A 20,918-nucleotide genomic window follows, 5' to 3' on the forward strand; every position below is an offset into this window, starting at 1 on the left:
GGTTCGACTCCATGAGACGGAGATTCAGGCGCGCCGTGCGGCCCGGACCGGGCGACCGGGTAGGGTCTGACGCCGTGCACGGCAATCCTCGTCCCCGTTCCGTGACGGGAATCCGGCTCAATGACCTGGCCGCCCGGCTCGCCGTGGCGTCCCCGACCAGTGCCGACCCGGTGGTGACCGGGGTGACCCACGCCAGCGGCGAGGTCCGCCCCGGCGACCTGTACGCGGCGCTGCCCGGTGCCCGCCGGCACGGCGCGGAGTTCGCCGCCGCCGCGGCGACCGCCGGTGCGGTCGCGATCCTGACCGATCCGGCCGGTGCCGAACGGGCCGCCGCCAGCGCGCTGCCGGCCCTGGTGGTGGCCGATCCCCGGGCGGTGCTCGGTACGCTCGCCTCGGCCGTCTACGGCGATCCGACGGCCGGACTGACCGTGATCGGAGTGACCGGCACCGCCGGCAAGACCTCCACCGCGTACCTGGTCGAGTCGGGGCTGCGCGCGGCCGGCCACACCACCGGGCTGATCGGCACCGTGGAGACCCGCCTGGGTGATCTGGTGATCGACAGCGTGCGGACCACGCCGGAGGCCACCGACCTGCACGCCATGCTGGCCGCCGCCCGGGAACGCGGGGTCACCGCCGTGGTCATGGAGGTCTCCAGCCACGCCCTGGCGATGGGGCGGGTCGGTGGGGTGCGGTTCGACGTCGGCGGCTGGACCAACTTCGGCTCCGACCACCTGGACTTCCACGCCGACGCCGAGGACTACTTCGCCGCCAAGGCGCGCCTGTTCGACGGCCGGTGTGCCGTCGAGCTGCTCAACCACGACGATCCGGCGTTGAAGGCGCTGGTCAAGCCGGGCACGGTCAGCTTCTCGGCGGCCGGGGACCCGGCCGCCACCTGGTGGGCCGACGAGATGACCGGCGAGGGGTACGCGCAGCGGTTCACCGCACACGGTCCGGACGGGCTGGTGCTGCCCGCCCGGGTGGCGTTGCCTGGCCGGCACAACGTGTCCAACGCCCTGCTGGCCATCGCCAGCCTGGTGGCCGCCGGGGTCGACCCGGTGACCGCCGCCAAGGGAGTGGCGGCCTGTGGCGGCGTACCCGGCCGGCTGGAGTCGGTGGGCGTGGCCGGTGGAGTGCGCGGAGTGGTCGACTACGCGCACAAGACCGACGCCGTGGTGGCCGCGTTGGCCGCGTTGCGTGAGCTCAGCACCGGTCGACTGATCTGTGTCATCGGTGCCGGCGGAGACCGGGACCGGGGGAAGCGGCCGGCGATGGGTGCCGCCGCCGCGGCCGGTGCCGACGTGGTGGTGGTGACCGACGACAATCCCCGTACCGAGGATCCGGTCGCGATCCGCGCCGAGGTGCTTGCCGGTGCCCAGCGGGCCGGGACGACGGCCCAGGTCGTCGAGGTCGGTGGCCGCCGCGCGGCGATCGACGAGGCGGTCCGGCTGGCGACGTCGGGCGACGTGGTGGTCCTGCTCGGCAAGGGGCACGAGCGGGGCCAGGAGATCGCCGGTGAGGTGTACCCGTTCGACGACCGGACCGAACTCGCCGACGCGCTGCGGGGCCGCTTCGGGGATCTGGAGGGTCAGTGATCACGCTCAGCCTCGCCGAGGTGGCCTCGGCGGTCGATGGTCGGCTGGTCGCCGCCGACCCTGCCGCGCAGGTCACCGGCAGCGTGGAGTTCGACTCCCGCAAGGTCACCCCCGGTGGGCTCTTCGTCGCCTTCGACGGGGAGAAGGTGGACGGCCACGACTTCGCCGCCGCAGCGGTGGCCTCCGGTGCGGTGGCGGTGCTGGGTACCCGCGAGGTGTCCGGAGTTCCCATGATCGTCGTCGCCGACCCGTTGGCCGCGATGGGTCGGCTCGCCCGTGCGGTGGTGGACCGGCTGCCCGGGCTCACCGTGATCGGGTTGACCGGTTCCTCCGGCAAGACCACCACCAAGGATCTGATCGCCCAGGTGGCCGCCCGGCTCGGGGAGACGGTGGCCCCGCCCGGGTCCTTCAACAACGAGTTGGGGCACCCGTACACGGCGTTGCAGGCCGGGCCGACGACCCGCTATCTGGTGATGGAGAAGGGGGCCCGGGGCATCGGACACGTGCGGTACCTCTGCGAGGTCGCTCCGCCGCGCATCTCCGTGGTGCTCAACGTCGGGGTGTCGCACATCGGCGAGTTCGGGTCGCAGGAGAACATCGCCCTGGCCAAGGGCGAGCTGGTCGAGGCGTTGCCGGCGGACGGTCTCGCGGTGCTCAACGCCGACGATCCGCTGGTCGACGCCATGGCCGCCCGGACGGCGGCCCGGGTGATCCGCTACGGCGAGTCGGCACACGCCGACGTGCGGGCCGTGGACGTGACGCTGGACGAGCGGGGGCGGCCCGCGTACACCCTGGTCACGCCGGAGGGCAGCGCCCCGGTGCGGCTCGGGCTCACCGGCCGGCACCAGGTCTGGAACAGCCTGGCCGCTGCGGCCGTGGCCCGGGAACTGGGGATGCCGCTGGCCGAGCTGGCCATCGCGTTGGGCGCGCTCGGGCTGGTTTCCACCCGTCGGATGGATGTCTTCGAACGCACGGACGGGGTGACCGTGATCGACGACTCGTACAACGCCAACCCGGCGTCGATGGCGGTGGCGCTGCGGGCGCTGGGTGGCATCGGCACGGGACGGCGTACCGTCGCGGTGCTCGGCTACATGGCCGAGCTGGGCGAGTTCGAGGCAGAGGGACATGCCGAAACGGGCCGCCTCGCGGCCGAGCTGGGCGTGGACCGGCTGCTCGTGGTCGGCGAGGCGGCGGCGCCGATCCACCACGGGGCGACATCGGTAGGTGACTGGGGAGGAGAGTCGGTGCTGCTCACCGATCAGGCGGCGGCCGTCGAGGTGCTGCGCAGCGAGCTACGGCCGGGCGACGTCGTCCTGGTGAAGGGCTCCCGGTACCGGACCTGGGAGGTGGCCGACGCGTTGCGCGTCGACGCCGCCGGGGACGGTACGGGTACGTCGGCGTCGGCCGAGGGTGGCGCCGCGTGAGAGCGGTCATCGTGGCCATCGGCGTGGCCTTCCTCGTCTCGCTGTTCTGCACCCCGATCGCGATCCGGGTCTTCACCCGGCTCAAGGCGGGGCAACCCATCCGGGCCGAGGGCCCGCAGATGCACCAGGGCAAGAAGGGCACGCCGACGATGGGCGGCGTGGTGTTCATCCTGGCCACCGTCATCGCGTACGTGGCCGGTCACCTCGCCCTGACCACCCTGCCGGACGCGCAGATCGCCCAGGTCGAGCCGACGATCACGGCGTTGGTGCTGCTGGGGCTGATGGTGTTCTGTGGGGCGGTCGGCTTCATCGACGACTTCCTGAAGGTGCGCAAGCGGCACAGCGGCGGCCTGAGCGCACGCGGCAAGCTGCTCGGGCAGATCCTGGTCGGTGCGGTGTTCGGGGTCGTCGCGCTCTGGTTCCCGTCCACCATGACCGACGCCACCGGGGCGGTGACCAACACCGAGACGGTCGGCAGCACCATGCTCAGCTTCATCCGGGACATCCCGGCGCTCGATGTCACCAAGGTCGGCGCAGTGATCATCTTCATCTTCGTGGTGATGGCGGCGACCAACGGTGTCAACCTCACCGACGGGCTCGACGGGCTGGCCACGGGGGCCTCGGTGATGGTGCTCGGCGCGTACGCGGTGATCGCGTTCTGGCAGTACCGCCACTGGTGCGCCGACCCGGCGTACACCGCGAATCCGGACAACTACTGCTACACGGTCCGGGACCCGCTGGAGATCGCGCTGATCGCCGGTGCGGCGGCCGGTGCCTGCGTCGGCTTCCTGTGGTGGAACACCTCGCCGGCTCGGATCTTCATGGGCGACACCGGGGCGCTCGGTCTCGGTGGCCTGATCGCCGGCATGGCGATGTCGACCCGTACGATCCTGCTCCTGTTGATCATCGGTGGGCTGTTCGTGATCATCACGATGTCGGTGGTGATCCAGATCATCTCGTTCAAGACCACCGGTAAGCGGGTATTCCGGATGTCTCCGCTGCAACACCACTTCGAGCTCGCCGGCTGGAGCGAAGTCAACATCGTGGTCCGCTTCTGGATCATCGCCGGCATCGGCGTCGCCATCGCCCTGGGCCTCTTCTACAGCGACTTCCTGGCCAACATGGGCTGACCCACCCCGCTGGTGTATCGCCACGTTGATCATGAGGTTGTTGTCACCCTGCCCGGCGTGGCGAGGTAACAACCTCATGATCAACATGGGTGGGGCAAGTGCGACACGCCGAGTGGGCGATAGCGGCGGTGTCGGATGACAGCAGCGGCGATGATGGCGTCGTGGGGGAGGCGCGAGAGGCAAACGGCACGGCGGGGTCCGGTGCCGACGGGGCGTGGCGCGGGCTGGACGCGATGGGGTCCCTGGCCGCGCTGCGGGGTCTGTTGTCCCGACCGCTGGCCTCCTACCACCTGCTGCTGGCCAGCGCCGGGCTGCTGCTGCTGATCGGGCTGACCATGGTCTTCTCGGCCACCAGCGTGCGGGATTACGCCCAGGGCGGCAACGCCTCGGCGTCGCTGACCAAGCAGGCGATCTTCGCGGTGATCGGTATCGTCGCGTTCTGGGCCTGCCAACGCCTGCCGGCGCGCACCTACCGGGCGCTGGGCCGGCCGACCCTGGCGGTCGCGGTGGGACTGCTGGTGCTGCTGAACCTGCTGGTGGCGTACGGGCGGCTGACCAACGGCGACGCGAAGATCGGCCCGCTGGAGGCGGAGCTGCTCTGGCTGTACATCGGCGGGATCAGCCTGCAACCGTCCGAGCTGGCGAAGTTCGCGTTGGTGCTGTGGGGTGCGCACGTGCTCGCCCGCAAGGGCGCGGCGCTGGGTTGGTGGCGGGAGTTGGCCACGCCGCTCTTTCCCGTGGTGGCGCTGCTCTTCGTGCTGGTCGGCTACAACGACCTGGGCAGCATGCTCTGCCTGCTGGCCCTGGTCGTGGGGTTGCTCTGGGCGGCCGGGGTGCGGCTGCGGGTCTTCGCCGCGCTCAGCGCCATCGGGCTGCTCGGCATCGGACTGCTGGTCGCGGTGGCCTCCCTCGGCGCCGGTTCCGGCGTGCGCGGCGAGGAGAACTACCGCCTGGCCCGGCTCACCGTCTTCTTCAATCCGCCGCCGCTGGACGCCTGCAAGGAGGAACTCTGCTACCAGATGGTCCAGGCCCGGTACGCCATCGCCAACGGCGGCTGGTTCGGCACCGGGCTGGGCCAGGGGCGGACCAAATGGGCCTGGCTGCCGGCCGCGGAGAACGACTTCATCTTCGCGGTGATCGCCGAGGAACTCGGGGTGGTCGGCTGTGCCGTGGTGGTCACCCTCTTCGCCGTGCTCGGCTACACCGGCCTGCGCATCGCCCGGCGGGTCGACGACCCGTTCCGCCGGTTGGCCGCGGCGGGTGCCACCGCCTGGCTGGTCGGTCAGGCGTTCATCAACATCGGCGGGGTGATCGGGCTGTTGCCGCTGACCGGCGTACCGCTGCCCTTCATCTCCGACGGAGGTAGCGCCCTAGTGGTCACCCTCGCGGCGGTCGGAATGCTGGCCTCGTTCGCCCGCGCGGAACCGGATGCGGCCCGGGCCTTGCATGCCCGTCCGCCGGCCCGGTGGGTCCGACTAGTGTGGGCACCGTTGCCGCCGCTTCCCGGCCGACGGCGCCGTGCGGCGCCGCCGTCACCCGCCCGGGGTTCCGTGCCCCAGGCTCGCAAGCGGCGCAGGGATGACCAGGCCGTACCGCGTGGCACCCGGGACGCCCGGGGCCGTGGCGGATCGGCGGACGAGAGGAGACGTTGATGGGTCCGCTGCGTTCGGTGGTGCTCGCAGGAGGTGGCACCGGGGGGCACATCTACCCGTTGCTCGCCTTCGCCGACTGCCTGCGCCGGCATGACCCCGGCGTCCGGATCACCTGCCTCGGCACACCGAAGGGCCTGGAGAACGAGCTCATCCCGCCGGCCGGCTACGACCTGCGGAACATCCCGGCCTACCAGCTACCCAGGTCGATAAACATGAACCTGGTCCGCACCCCGGGCCGGATGTGGACCGCGGCCCGCGCCGCAGGCAAGATCGTCGACGAGGTACGCGCCGACGTGGTGGTCGGCTTCGGTGGGTACGTCTCGGTGCCGGCCTACCTGGCCGCCTGGCGGCGGGAACTGCCCATCGTGATCCACGAGGTGAACGTGCCCCCGGGGGTCGCCAACCGGCTGGGGATGAAGTTCACCAAGCACGTGGCGGTCGGCTTCCCCCACCAACCGGCGCAGGCCGAGTCGTTGCGCGATGCCCGGGTGGTCGGTGTGCCACTGCGGCGGAGCATCTCCGGGCTGGACCGGGCAGCGATGCGCACCGCCGCGCGAACCCACTTCGGGCTTCGCCCCGACCTGCCGGTGCTCTTCGTCGCGGGCGGCTCGCAGGGCGCCCGCTCGATCAACCTCGCGGTCGCCGGAGCGGCGAAGGAGTTGGCGCGCAACGGCATTCAGGTGCTGCACGTGATCGGTGCCCGCAACGAGCCGGTGTCGATCCCGTCCGACCTGCCGGTGCCGTACGTGACGCTGCCGTACCTGTCCGACATGGACGCCGGGTACGCGGCGGCCGACCTGATGCTCGGTCGGGGCGGGGCGATGACCTGCGCCGAGGTCGCCGCGATCGGGCTGCCGACCATCTACGTGCCCTACCCGCACAGCAACCAGGAACAGAAGCGCAACGCGCTGCCGGTGGTCGAGGCCGGCGGTGGTCTGCTCGTCGACGACGCCGAGATGACTCCGGACTGGCTCGAACGCACCGTGATCCCGCTGATCCGTGACCCGCAGCGGCTGCACGCGATGGGTAGCGCCGCGGCGGCCTACGGGCGGCGCGACGGCGACGAGGCGCTGCTCAACTTCGTCTACGAGGCGGTGTCCCGGTGAGCACGTTCAGTCCGGCGGGCACGTTGACCGCCGAGGATCTTGGTCACATCCACCTGATCGGTGTGGGTGGGATCGGCATGAGCGGGCTGGCCCGGCTCTTCCTCACCCGGGGCCTGCCGGTCTCCGGCAGCGAACTGCGTGAGTGGCCGGCGCTGGCCGGCCTGCGGGCGCTCGGCGGAACCATCCACATGACCCACGAGACGGCCAACCTCGACGGGGTCGACACGGTCGTGTACTCCTCGGCGATCCCGGCGGACCACCTGGAGATGGTCGAGGCGCGGCGGCGCGGGCTGCGGGTGCTGCACCGCTCGGAGGCACTCGCGGCGGCGATGACCGGTCGCCGTACCGTGGCCATCGCCGGTACCCACGGCAAGACCACCACCACCTCCATGGTCACCATGGTGCTCCAACAGGCCGGGGCGGACCCGTCCTTCGTGATCGGTGGAGAGATCTCCGAGGGGGGCTCGGGGGCGCACCACGGCACCGGCGAGTACTTCGTGGTCGAGGCCGACGAGAGCGACCGCTCCTTCCTCATCTACCGGCCCTTCGTCTCGATCGTCACCAACGTCGAGGCGGACCACCTGAACACCTACGGCGACCTGGCCAACCTGGAGGCTGCCTTCGTCGACTTCGCCCGGCTCACCGACCCGGACGGCTTCGTCATCACCTGCGCGGACGACGTGGGTGGTCGGCGGTTGGCGGCGACGCTGCGCGCGGAGGGACGTCAGGTGTACACCTACGGGGAGGCCGAGGACGCCGACCTGCGCCTGACGGATGTGGTCTCCTCGGCCCGAGGGGTGCGCTACCTCGCCCACCTCGACGGCCGGGCGCTGGGCGAGTTCCGGCTGCCGGTGCCGGGCCGGCACATGGGACTCAACAGCGCGTCGGCGGTGCTGGCGGCGTACCTGCTGGAGTTGCCGCTGCCGGCGGCGGAGGCCGCACTCGCGGCCTTCCCGGGGGTGCGTCGACGCTTCGAGCGCAAGGGTGCCGTCGACGGGGTGCTGGTCTACGACGAGTACGCCTACCACCCGACGTCGATGACGCTGGCCCTGCGGACGTTGCGCGAGGTGGCCGGTGACGGTCGTCTGATCGTCGTCTTCCAGCCCTACCGGCTCTACCGCACCCGGGAGTTGCAGGCGGAGATCGCCGAGGCGCTGGCGATCGCCGACGAGGTGGTGTTGTTGGAGGTCTTCGGGCCGGGCGAGCAGCGTGCCCCCGGCGAGGGCTCGGCGGCGCTGATCGAAGCGGTGTCGCTGCCGGCGGAGCGAAAGGTCTTCGTCGACACGTGGGAGGCTGCGCCGGTCGAGGTGGCCCGTCGGGTCCGGTCCGGCGACGTGGTGGTGACGATGGGGGCTCCGCCGATCTCGCTGATGGGGGATGAGTTGCTGGCCGCGCTGGCGGGGCGTACCGCCGGTGCGCCGGCGCTGACCGGCACCGTCACCGGTGAGGCAGCCGGCGGGCCGACGGGCATCGGGAGCGCCGTACCGGGAGTCGTCGGCGTGGACGGCGCGGCGCCCGTCGCGGAATGAGTCCCGGTCCGGCCCGTGGGCGTGGCACCGGTGTGGACGGTGGCGCGGGGCGTCGCCCCGTGCGCAGGTGGCAGCTGGTACGCGCGGGCAGTGACGCGGTGCCCGCCTCGACCCGGCGGTTCATGGCCCGGGCCCGGCGTCGCCGGATGCGCGCGGCACTGCCCTGGGCGGTGGCCGGTGGCCTGCTCGCGGTGGCCGGGCTGGTGGCGTGGACGCTGCTGGGTACCGGCCTGTTCGGGGTGCGGGAGGTGCGGGTGGAGGGCGCCGAACTGGTGACGGCGGTGCAGGTGCGGGATGCGGCGGGGGTGCCGGACGGGGCTCCGCTGGCCCGGGTCGACCTGGCCGCGCTGGCCGGCCGGATCGGTGCCCTGCCTCCGGTGGAACGGGTCACCGTGACCCGGGACTGGCCGGACGCGTTGGTGGTGCGGTTGACCGAGCGTACGGGTGTGGCGGCGGTGCCGAGCGGGGAGCAGTTCGCGGTGGTCGACGCCGCCGGGGTGGTGTTCCGGACGGTCCCGCAGCGCCCGGACGGCCTGCCGCTGGTCCGGCTGGCCACGCCGGGCCCGGAGAATCCGGAGACCCAGGCGGGTCTGGAGGTGCTCGGCGCGCTCACCCCGGAACTGCTCGACCAACTGGTCGAACTCAACGTCGAGGGGCTGGCGCGGATCAGCCTGAAGTTGCATGACGACCGTACGGTGTTCTGGGGCGACGCGACCCGTGGTGCGGACAAGGCGCGGGTGGCCACCGCGTTGCTGGACCAGGACGCGGCCCGGATCGACGTCAGCGCACCGGAGGTGGTCACCTTCCGGTGAGCGGCCGGTCAGTGGTGAGCCGTCTCGCTACCCCGGCGACACGCCGGAAAGGTCCTTGGCTCATCGCTCGGCTGCGCTTACGTTGCCCGGAAGAGGATCAGTGGTTGACATAACTCTAACCCTCTAGTAGAGGGTGAGGGTTTACCTCTCGACCTCGGTGGTGGTAGCTGCGTCGACCGTCGGTCCGGCCAGGCCGTAGCCGGTCGGGGAGTAGCCGATCTCGAAGGGAAAGGACCGGAGATGACACCTCCGCACAACTACCTGGCGGTCATCAAGGTCGTCGGCATCGGGGGTGGCGGCGTCAACGCCGTCAACCGGATGATCGAGGTTGGGCTCAAGGGCGTCGAGTTCATCGCGATCAACACGGACGCGCAGGCGCTGCTGATGAGCGACGCCGACGTCAAGCTCGACGTTGGCCGCGAACTGACCCGCGGCTTGGGGGCCGGCGCCAATCCGGACGTCGGCAAGAACGCCGCCGAGGACCATCGCGACGAGATCGAGGAGGTCCTCAAGGGAGCCGACATGGTCTTCGTGACCTGCGGTGAGGGTGGTGGCACCGGCACCGGTGGCGCGCCGGTGGTGGCGAACATCGCCCGCAAGCTCGGCGCGTTGACCATCGGTGTGGTCACCCGCCCGTTCTCCTTCGAGGGCAAGCGCCGTCAGGTGCAGGCCGAGGCGGGCATCGACGAGCTGCGCAACCAGTGCGACACCTTGATCGTCATCCCCAACGACCGGTTGCTGGCGCTCGGCGATCGCAACATCAGCATGATGGACGCCTTCCGGACGGCCGACCAGGTGCTGCTCTCCGGTGTGCAGGGCATCACGGACCTGATCACCACGCCGGGTTTGATCAATCTGGACTTCGCCGACGTCAAGAGTGTGATGAGCGGCGCGGGCAGCGCGTTGATGGGCATCGGTAGCGCCCGGGGCGAGAACCGTGCGGTCGAGGCCGCCGAGGCCGCCATTTCCAGCCCGCTGCTGGAGCAGAGCATGGACGGTGCCCGGGGTGTGCTGCTCTCCATCGCCGGTGGTTCCGACCTCGGCCTGTTCGAGATCAACGACGCGGCCCAACTGGTCACCGACGCGGCGCATCCGGACGCGAACATCATCTTCGGCGCGGTCATCGACGACGCGCTCGGCGACGAGGTGCGGGTCACCGTGATCGCGGCCGGCTTCGACGGCGGCACACCGGCGTACAAGGCGGCCGAGCCGGCCCGCAAGACCAACCAGAACCAGCCCGCGCAGCCGAGCACGCCGATCCTGCCGTCGCCGGCCACTCCGGCCACGCCGCAGTCGCCGCGCCGGGTGCTCTTCGACGACGTGGATGTGCCTGACTTCCTGAAGAACGGGTCCTGAACAGCACCGATGACTGACAGTCGAGCCCCGGCGAGCGGGGACCGGCGCGCGGAGCTCGCCGCCGGGCTCGCCCGCGTACGCTCCCGTATCGCCGACGCCTGCGCCGCCGCCGGCCGGGACGCAGCCGAGGTGACCATGATCGCGGTGACCAAGACCTACCCGGCCGCTGACGTGGTGACGTTGGTCGGCCTCGGCGTGACCGACGTGGGGGAGAACCGCGACCAGGAGGCGGCGGCCAAGGCGGCGGAGGTCGCTGCCGCCGGAGTCACCCCGCGCTGGCATTTCGTCGGCCGGTTGCAGCGCAACAAGGTCAAGTCGGTGCTGCGATATGCGGACGTGGTCCAGTCGGTCGACAGCGTCCGGTTGGCGTCCGCGTTGGACGCGGGCGTCACGTCGGTCGGCCGGGAGCGTCCGCTGGACGTGCTGGTGCAGGTCAGCATCGACGGTGATGCGGCACGGGGTGGCGCGGTGCCGGACTCGGCCGATCCGGACGTCGGTCTCGGCCCGGTCACCGAAGCGGTCGCCGCCGCCGCCGGGTTGCGCCTGGCCGGTCTGATGGCGGTGGCACCGCTGGGTTGGGAGCCGGAGCGTGCGTTCGCCCGGCTGGCCACCGTCGCGGCGCTGGTACGGGCGGACCATCCACAGGCCACGCAGCTGTCGGCCGGCATGAGTGGCGACCTGGAAGTGGCGATCGGTCACGGCGCGACACATGTCCGCGTCGGCAGCGCGTTGCTCGGAATGCGTCCCACGCTGCGGTAGCCTGGCCGCGAGGGAAGCAAATTACATCAGTGTTGTTTGTGGGAACGGCCTTCCCGGCAACGGGGGGTGTGACGTGCAACGCGAATTGCGCGTCGGGGGATTGCCGTTCCTGTCCGGTGGGCAGGGATGTCCACTCGCGACAGGCGACACGGCGGGGGCGTGCCGCACTGCGGACGGGAAGGGCGCGGGGATGGGTGCACTGCGCAAGGCGGGGGTCTGGCTCGGACTGGTCGAAGAGGACGACGAGCGGGCCTACGACGACGGCGGCTACGACAAGGGTGGCTACCGGGAGTCGCGTTACCGGCAGAGCCGGTACGCCGAGGAGTTCGCCGACGAGGAGGACGAGACGGAGGAGCCGCCGGCACCTCGTCCACGGTTGAGTGACCGTGGGCGCCTGAGCGAGCGGCAGAGCCGGTTGGGCGAGGCCGAGCGGCTGGAGTCCGAGCGCCCGGAGCGGGCCGAGCGGTCCAGCGTCCGGTCGATCACCCGGTCCACCGGCGAGCCGTCCGGCGCGCTGACGTACCACACCCGGGACAACCTCGCTCTGGCGCCGCAGGTGCAGCCGAGGGAGCGTGCGCTGGCGCCGGAGGAGGAGCAGCGATACCAGATCACCACGCTGCACCCGACCACCTACCGTGAGGCGCGCACGATCGGCGAGCACTTCCGCGATGGAGTGCCGGTGATCATCAACCTCACCGAGATGGACGAGGCGGATGCCCGCCGTCTGGTGGACTTCGCCGCCGGGCTGGCCTTCGGTCTGCGGGGTACGATCGAGCGCGTGACCAACCGGGTGTTCCTGCTCTCACCGGCCAATGTCCAGGTCACCGCGGAGGACAAGGCCAAGATCGCTGAGGGTGGGTTCTTCAGCCTGAGTTGACCCGCCCGACCTGAGGGACGTCGCCTGCCGTGTTGTCGATCTTGTTACAGGTTGTCTACCTGACCACGTACATCTTCCTGATCGTGCTGTTGGCCCGGTTCGTGCTGAGCGCGGTGTTGCAGTACGGCCGACGCTGGCAGCCTGGTCGGGGAGCGTCAGCCGGACTGGAATCCGTGTGGAGCGTCACTGATCCCCCGCTCCGGGCGTTGAGGCGTGTGATCCCTCCGCTGCGAATTGGTACCGTGAGCATCGACCTGGCCTCCCTTGTGCTCCTGGTTATCCTGTTCGTGCTGATGAGGTTTGTGTTAGAGCCGGCGATCATCAGGACCGCCTGATGACCGACGCGCTATCGCGGCCGCAACTGACCCGAGGAGTTTCGATGCCGCTGACCCCGGCCGACGTCCACAACGTCGCCTTCAAGAAGCCGCCGATCGGCAAGCGGGGCTACGACGAGGAGGAGGTCGACGCCTTCCTGGACGAGGTCGAGCGCGAACTCGCCCGTTTGATCGAGGAGAACAACGAACTGCGCGCCCAGGTGGAGCGCGGTGGGCGGGGCGGTGCCCCCGCCGGCCCCGGTGGCGATGCCCGCCTGGCGGCCGAGCTGAACGACGTCAAGGCCCAGCTCGACCGGGTGCAGCGCGACAAGGCCGCCGCCGAGCAGGCCGCCCGCGCCATGCAGGCTGAGCTGGAGCAGGTCCGCGCGGTCGGTGTCGGTGGCGCGGCAACCAGCGCTGACGGCGAGCAGCAGGCACTGCGCGTGCTGATGATGGCTCAGCGCACCGCCGACGACCACGTCTCCGACGCTCGTCGCGAGGCCGACCAGCTGCTCTCCGAGGCCCGCTCCAAGGCCGAGGAGGTCACCCGCGAGGCCCGTGCCAAGGCCGACGCGCTGGAGCGCGACGCCCGGCAGCGCCACCAGGAGGCCATGGGTGGCCTGGACGCCAAGCGCACCGCGTTGCAGAAGCACATCGAGGAGCTCAAGCAGTTCGAGCGGGAGTACCGCACCCGGCTCAAGGCGTACCTGGAGAGCCAGTTGCGGGACCTCGACGGCCGTGGCCAGGGCCTGGAGGTCGAGATGACCCGCGGCGAGGGTGCCCGCGCCGCCGGCAACGGGCTCGCTGCGGCGGGTCTCGCCGGATCCTACGGCGGGGGCCGCTCCGGCGCGCTTGAGGCCGGTCGCTGAACCGGGTCGGTGACTGCCGCCGAAGCGGCGATCACCCGCCCTGCCTCATCGGTACGACACGGCGAGGGTGAGTCATGATAGTTATCAGTCTCGCGCTCATCCTCGTCGCGGTGGTGCTGCTGGTCTTCGGCCTGGCCGGTGGCTCCAGCCCACTGCTGGTCGTCTCGATAGGGGCCAGCCTGCTGGCCGCCGTGGCACTGGTCGTGGGTGCCCGCCAGGCGGCAGGTCGCGCCTCGGTCGCCAGCGGCGCCCCGGACAGCAAGGCGCGTGGCGACGGGCGTGAGCCCGGCATACCGACCCAGCAGACCTCGGCAGATGTGGACACCGGCGATGCTGGGTGGCGGCAACCACCCGGCTCGCCGGTGGCCGAGCCGGGTGAGCGGTCAAGCGTCGTCGACGGGTACGACGACGAGCCCGGAGCCGAGGAAACCACCGCTGAACAGGCGGCCCGGGTGGTCCGTCTCGCAGGCGAGGTGCGGGTCGTCGACGGCCGGCCGCGTTACCACCTCGACGAGTGCCCGCACCTGGTCGGCCGGGAGCACGAGCCGCTACCCGTCGCGGAGGCGGTCGAACTCGGCTTCACCCCCTGCGCGCACTGCACTCCGGACACGGTGTTGCTGTCGGAATCCGAACGCCGCTGAGCCGGCCCCCGATGGACGATGCGCTCACCGTCGCGGTACGGGTGAAACCAGGGTCTTCCCGGGCCCGCGTGGGTGGCCGGTTCGACGGCCCGCACGGACCTGCTCTGGTCATCGCGGTGCATCCTCCCGCGGCTGACGGCCGGGCCACCGAGGCGGCCCGTCGCGCGTTGGCCGCCGCGCTCGGCGTCCGCCCGGCCGCCGTGTCGCTGCGTACCGGTGCGGCGAGCAGAGACAAGCTTTTCCTCGTCACCCCGTCCGGGCCGGATCTGGCCAGCCGACTGATCCGGCTACGCGACGGCGCGGAACCGGCCGGCTGAGTGTTCGTCATCTGCTAGCGTTCCCTGTGCCCCGAAACGGCAGTAATCGGGGCGGAGCGGGCGTTTCGGTGCGGCACGTTGTCGCACGCCTTTACGTTCCGTATCCTTGCCAACCTCCGGAGTGCGCGGCCTCGTGCCGCGCGCCCGTTTTGTACCTGGGGCGGCCGATGTTGGCGGCCCTGTCGAGGTGTCGCGGATTCACCGCGGCTCCGTGGCCGAGGGAGCGACGATGGCCAAGCCAGCCGACACCAGGACCGCCGGCCGCAAGTCTGCGGCGAAGTCCACCCGCAGCGCCGCGGAGACCGACAAGATCCGTGCCGCACTGGCGGCCCGGCACGAGGAACTGCGAGCCGAGTACGATCAGACGCTGAGCGAGATCACCGAGCTGCAGCGCGACCGCCTCACCGACTCGGCCGGGGACGACCAGGCTGACACCGGCACCAAGACGTTCGAGCGGGAGCAGGAGATCTCCCTCGCCAACAGCATCCTGGAACGGATCACGCAGGTCGAGCGCGCCCTGGAGCGTCTCGACGAGGGTGGCTACGGCTGGTGCGAGCGGTGCGGTAACCCCATCCCGGTGGAGCGCCTGGCTGCCTTCCCGTCCGCCACCCTCTGCGTGACCTGCAAGCAGCTGGAGGAGCGGCGCTGACGACACGCTCCCCGGCGTCCGTGCGTGGCGGTGCGACGGCACCGCCACGATCGTCGATGGGGAGCAGATGAACGCAGCACCACCCGCCGGGCCCGGCACCACCGGGCCCGGCACCACCACCAGATCGCGGCGGCGAGCCGTCACGATCCTCCTCTCGCTCGCGGTGTTCGCGCTGGCCGTCGACCTGTTGACCAAGCACCTGTCGCTGCAGGAGCTGAGCGACCGCGAGCCGGTGCGGCTGCTGGGTGGCGCGCTCTACCTGTCGCTGACCCGTAACAGCGGGGCCGCGTGGAGTCTCGGCAAGGACTACACCTTCATCTTTCCGATCATCGCGATCGGGGTGCTCGGCTGGATCGCCTGGATGGCGCGGACGTTGCGGTCGGTCCCGTGGGCGATCGCGCTGGGCCTGGTGGTCGGCGGCGTCGTCGGCAACCTGATCGACCGGATCTTCCGGGCACCGGGCTGGTTCGTCGGGCACGTGGTCGACATGTTCAGCGTCTTCGACCCGTACGGTCGGGTTTTCCCGATCTTCAACGTGGCCGACAGCGCTCTGGTCTGCGGCGTGCTGCTCGCCGTGGCGCTGGAGTTCACCGGGCGCCAGCGCGACGGCACCAGGGCGCTGGCCGACGGTCGTCGCGCCGACGCCGATCCGGACGACGTATCGGCCGACGACGGCACCGACCGGCAGCCCGCCGGGACGGGCGACCAGGCTGTCACCGACACCGACGGCGGACGGCGGGAGCGGGCATGACGGCCACCTTCGCCGCCGGCGGCGACCAGCGCAGCCTGCCGGTACCCGACGGACTCGACGGCATGCGGCTGGACCAGGCCGTGGCCCGGCTGTTCGGCCTCTCCCGGACCGCCGCCGCGGCGCTCGTCGACGCCGGCGAGGCACTGGTGGACGGTGCGGTACGGCCCAACTCGCACAAGGTTCGGGCGGGTTCCTGGCTGGAGGTGACGCTGCCCGCGCCGGCCACGGCACCGGTGGTGGTGCCCCAGGCGGTGCCCGGCCTGCGGGTGGTGTACGCCGACGACGACATCGTGGTGGTCGACAAGCCGGTCGGCGTGGCCGCCCATCCCAGCCCGGGGTGGACCGGCCCGACGGTGATCGGTGGGCTCGCCGGGATCGGGCACACGATCGCCACCAGCGGCGCCGCCGAGCGTCAGGGCGTCGTGCACCGACTCGACGTGGGCACCACCGGCGTCATGGTGGTGGCCAAGAGCGAGCAGGCGTACAGCGTGCTGAAGCGGGCCTTCAAGTACCGGGAGGTGGAGAAGCGCTACCACGCGGTGGTGCAGGGGCACCTGGACCCGCTGCGCGGCACCATCGACGCTCCGATCGACCGGCACCCGCACCACGACTACCGCTGGGCGGTGGTCTCCGGCGGCAAACCGAGCATCACCCACTACGACACCATCGAGGCGTTTCCGTCCGCGAGCCTGGTCGACGTGCGGCTGGAGACCGGACGGACCCATCAGATCCGGGTGCACTTCTCGACGCTGCGGCATCCGTGTGTGGGTGACCTCACGTACGGCGCCGATCCGACACTCGCCGCCCGGCTCCGACTGGATCGGCAGTGGTTGCACGCCAGAGAGTTGAGCTTCGAGCACCCCCGTACGGGGGACGAGGTCCGCTTCGTCAGCGACTACCCTGACGATCTGGGACGCGCGCTGGACCTCCTCCGCGACTGACGCGTCCGCCCGTGCCGACCGACTGACGAGGGGACCGCCCGTGCGCGCCGGCGATCTGCTGCGGAAGTTGGACCAGCGACTACTGCCCCGCCTCGCGGCCACGGTGACCCGGCTGGGTCAGGGCCCGAGCCGTACTCCGCTGCTCGGGTGGGTGGCGACGCTGTCGTGTGTCACCGTGCTCGCCACGGCCCTGCTGGCCACCGGTGGCCCGCCCGCGCAGGACCAGACGGTCGGCGAGGTGACCCGGGTGGGAGTGGTCGAGGGTGACTCCATCCCGCGGTACGAGGCGACCGCTGCCGCCGATCTGGCCGCGTTGGCCGGCCGGTCGCTCGGCGACGGCACGTACGCGCTGGTCTCGCTCACCGAGTACCTCACCCCGTCCCGGCTCGCCGCGGTGGTCGGTGACGTGGGAGTCGCGTTCGTGTTCGGTCGGGTGCCGCTGCCGGAGCGACAGACCGAGATCGTCCGCATCCCGGCCCAGCGGGTGCCGGAGGACGTCACGGCCGGGATGGCCAAGCTGGCCGAGCGCAAGGAGCGGGAGGCCGCCGACTACCGCGCCCGGGCCACCGCGCTGGGCGGCGGCGCGCCACCGGAACGCGAACTGCGCGACCTGTACCTCAGCGGCGCGCAGGTCGCGGCGGCGGAAGCGGCCGCGTACCGGGCCGGGTGCGCCTGTCTCTACGCGCTGGTGGTGCGCGCCGAGCCGGCAAAGTTGCGCGGCGTGGCAGCCCGCTCCGGGGTACGGGTGGTGGATCCGGCTCCGGAGGTCCGGCGGCTGGAGCGGACCGTCTTCACCCCACCGCTGCCCGAGCAGCGGGACGTCGTCCGGCCGCCGGTCGACCGGGTGACCACACCGGAGCCGACCGCGAGCGTCGTCGTGACCAGCAGGCCGCCCGCGCCGGAGCCGACCGTGGCGGATCCTTCGCCGTCAACGCCGGCGGTGACGGATTCGTCACCGTCACCGTCGCCGCCACCACCCTCGCCCGCTCCCTCGGCCTCGACCTGGACGCCGTCCACCTCGGCAGACCTGGTCGACGAGGATGATCCGGAGCCGACACCGTGACGGTTGTCGACACACCCGGTTGCCGCCCGGTGTGGCCTCAATAGGCTTTCGTTCGTAGCCTGTCAGACGGAGACCGTAGCGCTGGGGAGGCGATCCGTGGAGGGCAGCGAGACCGGTTGGGGACGACCCGCCGAACCGGCACCGCGGTGGCGGGCGCTGCTCGATCGAGCCCGCCTCGGCGGTCGCAGCGCAGAGTCGGCCGGCACCGAGCACCGGGCCGAGGAACTGCCGCCGGCACCGCCCGAGCCGTCGCCCGAGCCGTTGCCGCGGCGGGGGCCCGGCACCGGCTACACGGCGCGCGTACCGGCCGTGGGACCGCCAGCGGACCGGTCGTACGGCGAGGAGCCCGCCTACCGTGCCGAACCGGCGTACCTGGTGGACCCGCCGCGCCCCGCCCAGCCGTACCGGGGGCAGCCAGGGCAGCCACCGTACCCGGCGGTGCCGGAGCCGCGCCGGCCGGAGCCGGTCGAGTCGCGGTACACCCTGTTGGACAACGGCTACCGGCATGCCGCACCACCGGTGGAGTCCCGATACGCCCTGCTGGACAACGGCGGCTATCAGCCGCACTCGGCGGCGGTGGCGCCGCCGGCCGTGGCGCCACCGACCCAGGTTCCGCCGGCGGCACCGTTGCCGCCGGTCCCGCCGCCGGCTGGGGTGCCGCCGGCCATGGTGGGCGGCCGTCCGCGCATCGAGTGGCGGGCGCAGAGCGCCGGCAGCGACCTCGAACGGGCCGCCGCCGTGCTCCGTCGTGACCTGGGTACCCCACGGGTGATCGCCTTCGCCAACCCCAAGGGCGGGGTGCACAAGACGACGGCCACCGTGCTGGCCGCGGCCACCGTCGGCAGCGTACGCGGCCGAGGCGTGCTGGCCTGGGACGACAACGAGTTGCGCGGCACGCTCGGGCTGCGCGCCGGCAGCGCCCGGCACGCCCGCACGATCCGACACCTGGTCGCCGATCTCGTCCAGATCGAGATCCGGGAGGGCACCGAGCTGCTGGAGACGCTGGACGACTACCTGCGGCACGCCTCCGACGGGTCGTACGACGTGCTCGCCGGTGAGGAGAGCCCCCGGTTCGCCCAACGACTGGATCAGTTCACCGTCAAGCGGGTGCTCGACCTGTTGCGCCGTACCCACGACGTGATCTGTGTGGACACCGGCAACAACGTGGAGAGCCCGAACTGGCGCACCGTCATGCAGGCCGCCGATCAGCTGGTGGTCACCACGGTGCCGCGCGAGGACGCGGCGTTCAGCGCGGACTGGATGCTCGACCTGCTGCACGAGGAGGGGATGGGTGAGCTGGCCGACAACGCCGTGACCCTGATCTCCTGCCCCACGCCGGGACGGCTGCCGTTGCAGAGCGACCTGGAGCGGCACTTCGCCACCCGGACCCGGGCGGTGACCATGGTGCCGTACGATCCGGCGCTGGAGACCGGCTCCTCGATCGAATACCACCAGCTCCAGGGCGAGACCCGGCAGGCCTGGCTGCGGGCGGCGTCGGCGATGCTGGAGCCGTTCGGACGCTGACGGATCGGGCATTCCTGCGGCGACACGGTGTACGACCGACGAGGGTAGCTGCGAGGATCATCGGGTGAGCCCCACCACCCCCGCCGCCGAGCCTCCCGCACGACCGTCAGCGGCCCTGCCGCCGTCGTCCACCGAGCCGGTGAGCCCGCCCGCCGAGCAGCCGACGACGGAGGCGACAACCGGGTCGACGATCCCGCCGAGCACCGAGGCGGTGTCGTCCACCGAGCCGACCACCGGGCGGCCGGGTGGCCCCGGCCGGGTGGCGGTCTTCGGGGCGGCGGTGCTGGTGATGGGTGTGCTGGGGGCGCCGCTGGGTTGGCTCTGGGCGGCGGTCGCGCCGGCCACGCCGGTCATCAAGAGCGGCGACGGCGCCGTCTACGGCCAGGCACAGCCGGAACAGCCGATCGCCGCCGACGGGTGGTTCAGCCTGCTCGGGCTGGGGTTCGGGGTGCTCGCCGCGCTCGCCGTGTGGATCCTGCTGCGACGCCATCGGGGACCGGTCGGGCTGGTCGTCGCGGTGGCCGGTGGATTCGCTGCCGCGTTGGTCGCCTGGCAGGTGGGGCGTCGGATCGGACTGGCCGGCTATCAGCGGCTGCTGGACACCGTCCCGGACGGCACCCGCTTCAGCAAGCCGGTCGACCTGCGTTCCGGTGGGATCGAGTTGTTCCTCGGGGTGCTGCCGGTGCCCTACGGCAACCTTCTGCTGCCGGCGTTCGCCGCCGCGGTGACGTACACCCTGCTCGCCGGCTGGTCCCGATGGCCGTCGCTGCGGCCCGAGCCGGAGCCGGACGCGGCCTGGCTCGCCGCGTATCCGTCGTCGCAGCCCCCGCTGTCGGCGGGTGAGGTCAGTTCGGGGCCGGTGGAGGCGACGCCAGCTCCGCCAGCGGCACCGGAACCGCCCGCACCTGGCGCAGCAGAGCCGCCTCGCGGTTGAGCAGGTGCAGCTCGGCGCGCAGCCGGGCCGCCGTGCCGTCGATGGCGAGCAGCCGCTGACGGTCGGTCAGCGTCAGCGCCGCGGTCGCGGCGACCAGGTGGGACAGCACCGTCGGGTCCTCGGGCAGTTGCTCGGTCAGCTGACCGGCCTCGGCCCGGATCAGGCCGAGGTACTGCCGGAAGACGGAGATCACCCGGGCCGCCAGCAGGTCGGCGGTCTCGTCCGGGCCGTCCGGCTCGGGCAACCACTGCACCTCGGCGGTCAGGTACGGCGCGGAGTCGTGGTCGACGTCGCCCACCCGGAACCGTCGCCGTCCCACGGTGACGATGTCGAAGCCGCCGTCGTCCAACTCGGTGACCTGCCGCAGCTCGGCCGTGCAGCCCACCTCGTGCAGGGTGACCTCCGCGGACGCGGCCTGGCCGACGCCGGTGGCGACCTCCCAGCCGCTGCGGATGGCCACCACCCCGAACTCGCGCGACGCGCCCTCAGGCAGCGCGACCAGGTGCCGGACCAGGGCGCGGTAGCGCTCCTCGAAGATGTGCAGCGGCAGGACCAGCCCCGGGAAGAGCACCGTGGCGAGCGGGAACACCGGCAGCCGTGCGGTCACGTGATCGAGCGTAGCCGGATCGGCAAGCGGCGGCGTGTCCCGCCTCACCGTCCCGGACAGCGGGCGGCGAC

21 protein-coding genes are annotated in these 20,918 nt (G+C 71.8%); 20 read left to right on the forward strand and 1 reads right to left on the reverse strand.

Translation table 11 applies throughout. From position 1 onward, the window contains the following. Nucleotides 1-35: 35 nt before the first annotated feature. The 20 genes from Vlu01_RS10080 to Vlu01_RS10175 all read left to right on the forward strand — a co-directional run bounded on the left by Vlu01_RS10080 (nt 36) and on the right by Vlu01_RS10175 (nt 20,240). A complete protein-coding gene (locus Vlu01_RS10080) occupies nt 36-1,592 on the forward strand; it encodes a UDP-N-acetylmuramoyl-L-alanyl-D-glutamate--2,6-diaminopimelate ligase (RefSeq protein ID WP_203996903.1) in 1,557 nt (518 codons plus the stop codon). Next, nucleotides 1,589-3,016 (forward strand): UDP-N-acetylmuramoyl-tripeptide--D-alanyl-D-alanine ligase, encoded by a 1,428-nt coding sequence (locus Vlu01_RS10085; RefSeq protein WP_203996904.1) that lies wholly within the window; start codon nt 1,589-1,591, stop codon nt 3,014-3,016. The genes Vlu01_RS10080 and Vlu01_RS10085 overlap by 4 nt, the downstream gene beginning before the upstream one ends. After that, nucleotides 3,013-4,146, forward strand: coding sequence for a phospho-N-acetylmuramoyl-pentapeptide-transferase (mraY, locus tag Vlu01_RS10090; protein ID WP_203996905.1), 1,134 nt, complete (start codon nt 3,013-3,015; stop codon nt 4,144-4,146). Before Vlu01_RS10085 ends, mraY begins: the two co-directional genes overlap by 4 nt. A 233-nt stretch (nt 4,147-4,379) precedes the next feature. Continuing rightward, the gene (locus tag Vlu01_RS10095) at nt 4,380-5,798 is read left to right on the forward strand and encodes an FtsW/RodA/SpoVE family cell cycle protein (RefSeq protein WP_203997117.1); all 1,419 of its coding nucleotides are present in this window, start codon (nt 4,380-4,382) and stop codon (nt 5,796-5,798) included. Continuing rightward, a complete protein-coding gene (gene murG / locus Vlu01_RS10100) occupies nt 5,798-6,904 on the forward strand; it encodes an undecaprenyldiphospho-muramoylpentapeptide beta-N-acetylglucosaminyltransferase (protein ID WP_203996906.1) in 1,107 nt (368 codons plus the stop codon). The genes Vlu01_RS10095 and murG overlap by 1 nt, the downstream gene beginning before the upstream one ends. Further along, nucleotides 6,901-8,433: a UDP-N-acetylmuramate--L-alanine ligase gene (gene murC, locus Vlu01_RS10105; protein ID WP_203996907.1), complete on the forward strand. Its 1,533-nt coding sequence runs from the start codon at nt 6,901-6,903 to the stop codon at nt 8,431-8,433. The genes murG and murC overlap by 4 nt, the downstream gene beginning before the upstream one ends. A gap of 32 nt (nt 8,434-8,465) precedes the next feature. Beyond that, nucleotides 8,466-9,245, forward strand: a complete 780-nt coding sequence (locus tag Vlu01_RS10110; protein ID WP_203997118.1) for a cell division protein FtsQ/DivIB — start codon at nt 8,466-8,468, stop codon at nt 9,243-9,245. Nucleotides 9,246-9,485: 240 nt separating this feature from the next. Continuing rightward, nucleotides 9,486-10,601: a cell division protein FtsZ gene (gene ftsZ, locus Vlu01_RS10115; protein WP_203996908.1), complete on the forward strand. Its 1,116-nt coding sequence runs from the start codon at nt 9,486-9,488 to the stop codon at nt 10,599-10,601. Nucleotides 10,602-10,610: 9 nt separating this feature from the next. Next, a complete protein-coding gene (locus Vlu01_RS10120; protein ID WP_203996909.1) occupies nt 10,611-11,360 on the forward strand; it encodes a YggS family pyridoxal phosphate-dependent enzyme in 750 nt (249 codons plus the stop codon). Between the two features lie 190 nt (nt 11,361-11,550). Beyond that, nucleotides 11,551-12,237 (forward strand): cell division protein SepF, encoded by a 687-nt coding sequence (locus Vlu01_RS10125; protein WP_203996912.1) that lies wholly within the window; start codon nt 11,551-11,553, stop codon nt 12,235-12,237. Nucleotides 12,238-12,266: 29 nt separating this feature from the next. Continuing rightward, nucleotides 12,267-12,572, forward strand: a complete 306-nt coding sequence (locus Vlu01_RS10130) for a YggT family protein (RefSeq protein WP_203996914.1) — start codon at nt 12,267-12,269, stop codon at nt 12,570-12,572. Between the two features lie 44 nt (nt 12,573-12,616). Further along, a complete protein-coding gene (locus Vlu01_RS10135; protein ID WP_203996924.1) occupies nt 12,617-13,420 on the forward strand; it encodes a DivIVA domain-containing protein in 804 nt (267 codons plus the stop codon). A gap of 74 nt (nt 13,421-13,494) precedes the next feature. Then, nucleotides 13,495-14,061 carry a hypothetical protein gene (locus Vlu01_RS10140; RefSeq protein ID WP_203996926.1) on the forward strand — a complete coding sequence of 189 codons (567 nt, stop codon included), beginning with the start codon at nt 13,495-13,497 and terminating at the stop codon, nt 14,059-14,061. A gap of 11 nt (nt 14,062-14,072) precedes the next feature. Then, nucleotides 14,073-14,378, forward strand: a complete 306-nt coding sequence (locus Vlu01_RS10145) for a DUF167 domain-containing protein (RefSeq protein WP_203996929.1) — start codon at nt 14,073-14,075, stop codon at nt 14,376-14,378. 229 nt (nt 14,379-14,607) lie between these two features. Next, complete coding sequence (locus tag Vlu01_RS10150) at nt 14,608-15,027, forward strand: TraR/DksA family transcriptional regulator (RefSeq protein WP_203996930.1); 420 nt, start codon at nt 14,608-14,610, stop codon at nt 15,025-15,027. A 67-nt stretch (nt 15,028-15,094) separates the two neighbouring features. Next, a complete protein-coding gene (lspA, locus tag Vlu01_RS10155; protein ID WP_203996932.1) occupies nt 15,095-15,778 on the forward strand; it encodes a signal peptidase II in 684 nt (227 codons plus the stop codon). After that, a complete protein-coding gene (locus tag Vlu01_RS10160; protein ID WP_203996934.1) occupies nt 15,775-16,719 on the forward strand; it encodes an RluA family pseudouridine synthase in 945 nt (314 codons plus the stop codon). Before lspA ends, Vlu01_RS10160 begins: the two co-directional genes overlap by 4 nt. 40 nt (nt 16,720-16,759) lie before the next feature. After that, nucleotides 16,760-17,782, forward strand: a complete 1,023-nt coding sequence (locus Vlu01_RS10165; protein ID WP_203996936.1) for a hypothetical protein — start codon at nt 16,760-16,762, stop codon at nt 17,780-17,782. Nucleotides 17,783-17,878: 96 nt separating this feature from the next. After that, nucleotides 17,879-19,306: a MinD/ParA family ATP-binding protein gene (locus Vlu01_RS10170; RefSeq protein WP_203996938.1), complete on the forward strand. Its 1,428-nt coding sequence runs from the start codon at nt 17,879-17,881 to the stop codon at nt 19,304-19,306. Nucleotides 19,307-19,370: 64 nt separating this feature from the next. Beyond that, entirely contained in the window at nt 19,371-20,240 is an 870-nt protein-coding gene (locus Vlu01_RS10175; RefSeq protein WP_308440936.1) for a DUF2567 domain-containing protein, read from the forward strand. On the opposite strand, the gene Vlu01_RS10180 is transcribed toward Vlu01_RS10175, so the two are convergent. After that, nucleotides 20,152-20,847 carry an LON peptidase substrate-binding domain-containing protein gene (locus Vlu01_RS10180; RefSeq protein ID WP_203996940.1) on the reverse strand — a complete coding sequence of 232 codons (696 nt, stop codon included), beginning with the start codon at nt 20,845-20,847 and terminating at the stop codon, nt 20,152-20,154. The two genes, Vlu01_RS10175 and Vlu01_RS10180, sit on opposite strands and share 89 nt — an antisense overlap. Nucleotides 20,848-20,918 lie beyond the last annotated feature (71 nt).

This window comes from Micromonospora lutea, from assembly GCF_016863535.1.
In the GTDB taxonomy this organism is placed as follows: domain Bacteria; phylum Actinomycetota; class Actinomycetes; order Mycobacteriales; family Micromonosporaceae; genus Micromonospora; species Micromonospora lutea.

What these genes read in the sequence shown, in the direction of transcription:
- Vlu01_RS10095 (WP_203997117.1), top strand. Translation starts at nt 4,380, where the DNA reads ATGGGGTCCCTGGCCGCGCTGCGGGGTCTGTTGTCCCGACCGCTGGCC.
- murG (WP_203996906.1), top strand. Translation starts at nt 5,798, where the DNA reads ATGGGTCCGCTGCGTTCGGTGGTGCTCGCAGGAGGTGGCACCGGGGGG.
- ftsZ (WP_203996908.1), top strand. Translation starts at nt 9,486, where the DNA reads ATGACACCTCCGCACAACTACCTGGCGGTCATCAAGGTCGTCGGCATC.
- Vlu01_RS10120 (WP_203996909.1), top strand. Translation starts at nt 10,611, where the DNA reads ATGACTGACAGTCGAGCCCCGGCGAGCGGGGACCGGCGCGCGGAGCTC.
- Vlu01_RS10125 (WP_203996912.1), top strand. Translation starts at nt 11,551, where the DNA reads ATGGGTGCACTGCGCAAGGCGGGGGTCTGGCTCGGACTGGTCGAAGAG.
- Vlu01_RS10135 (WP_203996924.1), top strand. Translation starts at nt 12,617, where the DNA reads ATGCCGCTGACCCCGGCCGACGTCCACAACGTCGCCTTCAAGAAGCCG.
- Vlu01_RS10140 (WP_203996926.1), top strand. Translation starts at nt 13,495, where the DNA reads ATGATAGTTATCAGTCTCGCGCTCATCCTCGTCGCGGTGGTGCTGCTG.
- Vlu01_RS10145 (WP_203996929.1), top strand. Translation starts at nt 14,073, where the DNA reads ATGGACGATGCGCTCACCGTCGCGGTACGGGTGAAACCAGGGTCTTCC.
- Vlu01_RS10150 (WP_203996930.1), top strand. Translation starts at nt 14,608, where the DNA reads ATGGCCAAGCCAGCCGACACCAGGACCGCCGGCCGCAAGTCTGCGGCG.
- lspA (WP_203996932.1), top strand. Translation starts at nt 15,095, where the DNA reads ATGAACGCAGCACCACCCGCCGGGCCCGGCACCACCGGGCCCGGCACC.
- Vlu01_RS10160 (WP_203996934.1), top strand. Translation starts at nt 15,775, where the DNA reads ATGACGGCCACCTTCGCCGCCGGCGGCGACCAGCGCAGCCTGCCGGTA.